Source organism: Streptomyces apricus, from assembly GCF_008369065.1.
GTDB lineage: Bacteria > Actinomycetota > Actinomycetes > Streptomycetales > Streptomycetaceae > Streptomyces > Streptomyces apricus.
Window position 1 is genome coordinate 1 of sequence record NZ_VDFC01000114.1, and the last position, 4,743, is coordinate 4,743.

General features: G+C 74.0%; 5 protein-coding genes. 2 read left to right on the plus strand and 3 right to left on the minus strand.

The window, feature by feature from the left end; genetic code table 11:
- Positions 1 to 84 precede the first annotated feature (84 nt).
- Positions 85 to 987 carry a LysR family transcriptional regulator gene (locus tag FGF04_RS38130; protein WP_149515973.1) on the plus strand — a complete coding sequence of 301 codons (903 nt, stop codon included), beginning with the start codon at positions 85 to 87 and terminating at the stop codon, positions 985 to 987.
- 100 nt (positions 988 to 1,087) lie between these two features.
- Here FGF04_RS38130 and FGF04_RS38140 read toward each other — a convergent pair whose 3' ends face one another.
- Positions 1,088 to 1,555 (minus strand): pyridoxamine 5'-phosphate oxidase family protein, encoded by a 468-nt coding sequence (locus FGF04_RS38140; RefSeq protein WP_149515975.1) that lies wholly within the window; start codon positions 1,553 to 1,555, stop codon positions 1,088 to 1,090.
- 145 nt (positions 1,556 to 1,700) lie between these two features.
- On the opposite strand from FGF04_RS38140, the gene FGF04_RS38145 reads away from it, so the two are divergent.
- On the plus strand, positions 1,701 to 2,351 hold the full coding sequence (locus FGF04_RS38145) for a cysteine hydrolase (RefSeq protein ID WP_149515976.1): 651 nt from the start codon (positions 1,701 to 1,703) through the stop codon (positions 2,349 to 2,351).
- Here the strand turns inward: FGF04_RS38145 and FGF04_RS38150 are convergent.
- Positions 2,338 to 2,799 (minus strand): Rieske (2Fe-2S) protein, encoded by a 462-nt coding sequence (locus tag FGF04_RS38150; protein WP_149515977.1) that lies wholly within the window; start codon positions 2,797 to 2,799, stop codon positions 2,338 to 2,340. The two genes, FGF04_RS38145 and FGF04_RS38150, sit on opposite strands and share 14 nt — an antisense overlap.
- A gap of 106 nt (positions 2,800 to 2,905) precedes the next feature.
- Positions 2,906 to 4,743 (minus strand): S9 family peptidase (locus FGF04_RS38155; RefSeq protein WP_149515978.1); only part of this gene is annotated, 1,838 nt, incomplete at its 5' end.

Genomic DNA, 4,743 nt, shown 5'->3' on the forward strand with positions numbered 1-4,743 from the left:
GGGCGGTCATACCTCTCACGATGACGGAGACGATCACGTAGAACAAGCGACACTTCTTGCCCGGTATCTCGTAGGATCGCTTACATGTTGAACCTGGAGCGCCTGCGCACGCTCGACGCCCTCGCCCGGCACGGCTCGGTCGGCGGCGCGGCGGAAGGGCTGCACGTGACGACGTCGGCGGTCTCCCAGCAGCTGTCCAAGCTGGAGCGGGAGGTGGGGCAGCAGCTGCTCGCCAAGAACGGGCGGGGCGTGCGGCTCACCGACGCCGGGCGGCTGCTCGCCGACCACGCCGCGCGCATCCTGTCCCAGGTCGAGCTCGCCCGCTCCGACCTGGAGGCCCAGCGCGGGCGTGTGGTGGGGGAGCTGCGGCTGGCCGCGTTCCCCACGGCGGCGCGCGGGCTCTTCCCGGCCGCCCTGGCGGCGCTGCGCGCGGACCACCCCGCGCTGCGCGTGCGCTCCCGCGAGCTGGAGCCGGAGACCGGGGTCGCCGGGGTGCTGCGCGGCGACCTCGACCTCGCGATCGTGCTCGACTGGTACAACAAGCCGCTGCCCATGCCCGACGGGCTGGTCAAGGCCTCGCTCCTCGAAGACCCCGTCGACGTGGCGATGCCCGCCGGACACCGTCACGCGGACCGCGCGGCGGTGGACCTGGAGGACTTCGCCGACGACCAGTGGATCGCCTGGGAGGAGGGCGAGTTCTGCCATGAGTGGCTGCTGTTCACCCTGCGGGGTGCCGGGGTCGAGCCGGTGATCGCCCACCGCGCGGCGGAGCACCACACGCAGCTCGCGCTGGTCGCGGCGGGGCTCGGCGTGTGCGTGGCGCCCCGGCTCGGACGCGGCCCGGTGCCGGCGGGCGTGCGGACGGTCCCGGTGCGCGACCGGGCCACCCGGCACGTCTACGCCGTGTGGCGGGCCGACGCCGACCGCCGTCCCTCGATCCGCGCGGTGGTGGACGCGCTGCGGACGGCGGGCTCGACGTACGCCTGAACCGCCCGCCCGCCGGCCCCGGGAGGCCTGCCGTCCGCCGTGCCGCCGTCCGCCGTGCCGCCGTCCGCCGTGCCGCCGTCCGCCGTGCCGCCGCCCCGCGTCAGAGCGTGGCGATCTTGCGGAAGTCCCAGGACGCCGTCGCCTGCGGCGTCAGCCGCATCCACGCATGCCGGCCGTCGTGCGGCATCTCCTCGATGCCGAAGTTCTTGCGGGCGAACGACCGCTCCACGGCGTCGAGTTCGGGATGCGGCTCGCCCGTGCGCGGCACCTCGCCGACGAACTCGACCGACCCCGACAGCTCGACGCCCCGCAGCTCGCCGTACTCCTCGCCGGTGTCCACGACGACGGCCACCCGCGGATCACGGCGCAGGTCGGCCCACCGCTTGCTGCGGGTGATCGAGTACAGCCACAGGGACGTGCCGTCCCAGACGAACCAGAGCGTGCTGACGTGCGGGGCGCCGTCCGCCGAGACGGTCGCCACCCGGCAGGTGCGCTGGGCGGTCAGGAACTCGTCCAGCTCCTCGGGCGTCATCATGATCCTTCTGCCCCGGCGCTGCGTGGCGGTCATACGGGTTCCCTTCTCCGCACCGTGCCGCGACGTCCTGCCTGACACCGCGTCAGGGAATCATGGGCCGTCTTCCGTCCGCACGCAATGGTCGCTACGCTCGCCCGCCACCGCCGCCCGGCCGGGCGCCCGCGCGACAGGGGACACCATGCCGTCGTACGAAGAACTCAGGGAACTCCTCGACCCCGCGACCACGGTGCTGCTGACCGTCGAGTGCCAGCAGGGTGTCGTCGGCCCGGACGGCGCCCTGCCCGAACTCGCCCGGGCGGCCCGCGCGTCGGGCGCACTGGACAGGATCGCGCGCCTGGTGGCCGCGGCCCACGACAGCGGCGTCCAGGTGATGCACGCGATCGCCGAGCGCCGCCCGGACGGCCGCGGCGCCAACCGCAACGCCCGGCTGTTCCGCGCGGCCGAACGCCTGCCCGTCCAGCAGTTGGTGGGCAGCACGGCGGTCCGTGTCGCGCCGCCCGTCGAGGTCGCCGCCCAGGACCTCGTCCTGCGCCGGCTGCACGGCCTGTCGCCGCTGGCCGGCACCGAGGCCGACGCACTGCTGCGCAACCTCGGCTGCCGCACGCTCGTCGTGACCGGCGTCTCGGCCAACGTGGCGATACCCAACACGGTGTTCGACGCGGTGAACCGCGGCTACACCGCCGTGGTCGTGGCGGACGCCATCGCGGGTGTGCCCGCCGACTACACCCCCGCGATGATCCGCAACACGCTCGCCCTGGTGGCCACCGTCACCACCACGGACGACGTACTGGCCTGTCTGGGGCGGTCCCGCGCGGTCAGGCGAGCGTGATCGAGTCCCCGCTCACCTTGATCTCGGCGGCGGTCAGCCCGCTGGTCGCGGGCCCCTTCTTGACACCGCCGTCCGCGACGCCGAACTGACTGCCGTGGGCGGGACAGGTGATGACGCCGTTCTCCACGCTGTTCACGCGCTGCTTCTGGTGCGGGCACACCGTCGAGAAGGCCTTGAACTCGCCCGCCGTCGGCTGGGTGACGACCACCGACTGATCGGCGAACACCTTTCCGCCGCCCTCCGGGATGTCGGTGGTCTTCGCCAGCACCGCGCCGCCGCCGGCGGAGGAGCCGGACGACGCGTCGGACGAGGTGTCGGAGGAGCCGGACGAGGAGTCGTCGGAGCCCCCGCAGGCGGTGAGCGCGGCGGCGAGGCCGGCCGCGCCCAGCCCCGCGAGGAGGGTGCGGCGGCAGAGCGCGGGCGCGGGCTGGATCGATTCGCTGGACATAGTGGCGGTCCCTTCCACAGATGTGCAGATGTGCAGACGCACCGGGATGCGTTTACTTGAAAGTGCGTCTATTCAACAGGGGGTACGGGCACGTCGCCCGCGCGGTTCAGGCGGTCCGCAGATCCAGCGACTTCTTGATGAAGTCGAGATCCGCGCGCAGCAGGGTGTCCACTACGCCTTCCTCCGTCACCAGATGGGTCGCGCCCGCCAACGGGAGCACGGTGTGCGGCCGGCCCGCCGCGAGCAGCGCGGCCGAGAACCGCAGCATGTGCGCGGGTGCCACGTTGTCGTCGGCCATTCCGTGGACGAGCATCAGGGGACGCGTGAGCTTGTGCGCGTGCGCCACCAGTGAGCAGTGATCGTAGTGCTCCGGGTGCACGTCCGGGTGTCCCAGGTACCGCTCCTTCCAGTGCGTGTCGTACAGCCGCAGCTCCGTCGGGGCCGCGCCCGCGACGGCCGCGTGGAACACGTCGGGGCGGTGCAGCACCGCTCCCGCCGCGAGATAGCCGCCGAAGGACCAGCCGCGGATCGCCACCCGGCCCGTGTCCAGCTCGGGGAAGAGCTCGGCGGCCGCGCGTACGGCGTCCGCCTGGTCCTCGATCACCGGCATCAGCTGGTCCCCGTGGACGGCCGTCGCCCAGGCCCGGTCGCGCCCCGGGGTGCCGCGCCCGTCGACCGACAGCACCGCGAAGCCCTGGTCGGCGAACCACTGGTTCACGGCGTGGTGCCAGCGGTCGGTGTGCACCACCGTCTGCATGCCGGGTCCGGAGTACGAGTGCACGATCACCGGCAGGCGGCGCCCGCCCGGCCCACCGGATCCTGACCCTCCGGGCTCCGCCCCGCCGGGCCCCGGCTCGTGCGACTGCGGCAGGTACAGCGCCGCGCGCAGTTCGCGTGTGCCGAGGGTCAGGAAGCGCGGGCGCGGCCGGGTCACGGGCCGCTCGGCCAGCACCTCGATGTGTCCGGCCGGCACGCCGTCCCGCAGCACCGTCACCGTCCGCCCGTCGAGCGTGGCGCTGTCCAGCACGACGGTGGGACCCCCGACGGCCGCGTGGTGCACACCCGGTGCGCCGGTCAGCCGCGTGAAACCGGCCACCGGGTCGTACGACCACACGTGCGCCTCGGTCGGCTCCTCGCAGGCCGTGAACCAGAGTCTGCCGTCGGCCGCCCCGGACAGCTCGTGGACGTACATGCCCTCCGGCGTGCGGATCCCGGTCGCCGTCATCAGGAGCCCGCGGGACCCCTCCTGGGTGGTGACGACATGGCCGGTGGCGGGGGTGGAAAGAGGTGTTCCGGGGATGAACTCCAGCCAGGCGGCGTCCCTGAGGTGGTGCAGCGTCGTGGTCGCGCCGCTCGCCGCGTCGATCCGCAGCAGGTACGCCGACCGCTGGTCCCGGGTCTGTACGACGGCGAGGGGCCCGTCCGCGTCCCAGTCCGCGTGCGCCACGTACTCGAAGGCCGCGTCGGTCCACTGCCCGCCCGGATGCGCCGCGCCCGCCTCCTTGGGGAGCGCCACGTCGACCCGGCCGCCGTCCAGGCCCACCACGTGCAGGGACAGCAGCGCGTTGGCCGTGCCCGCGGCCGGGTACCGCACCGCGCGCGGTGCCCGCTCGGGGTGCGCGGCGTCGGCGATCCACCACTGCTGGACCGGCGTGTCGTCGACCCGCACCACCAGCAGCACGTCCCCGTCCGGCGACCACCAGAAGGACCGTGTGCGGTCCAGCGACTCGGCCGACACGTGGTCGGGGAGCCCGTAGGTGACGTCCGGGCCCTCCGGTGCGGCCAGCACCCGATCGTCGCTGCCGTCGGCGCGTACGACGTGCAGGGCGCCCCCGGTCACGTACGCGATGTGCGTGCCGTCGGGGCTGGGGCGCGGGGCGACGGCCGGGCCCGCGGTGGGTATCCGGCGGGGCGCGCCCCCGTCCGTGCGGACGGCCCACAGGG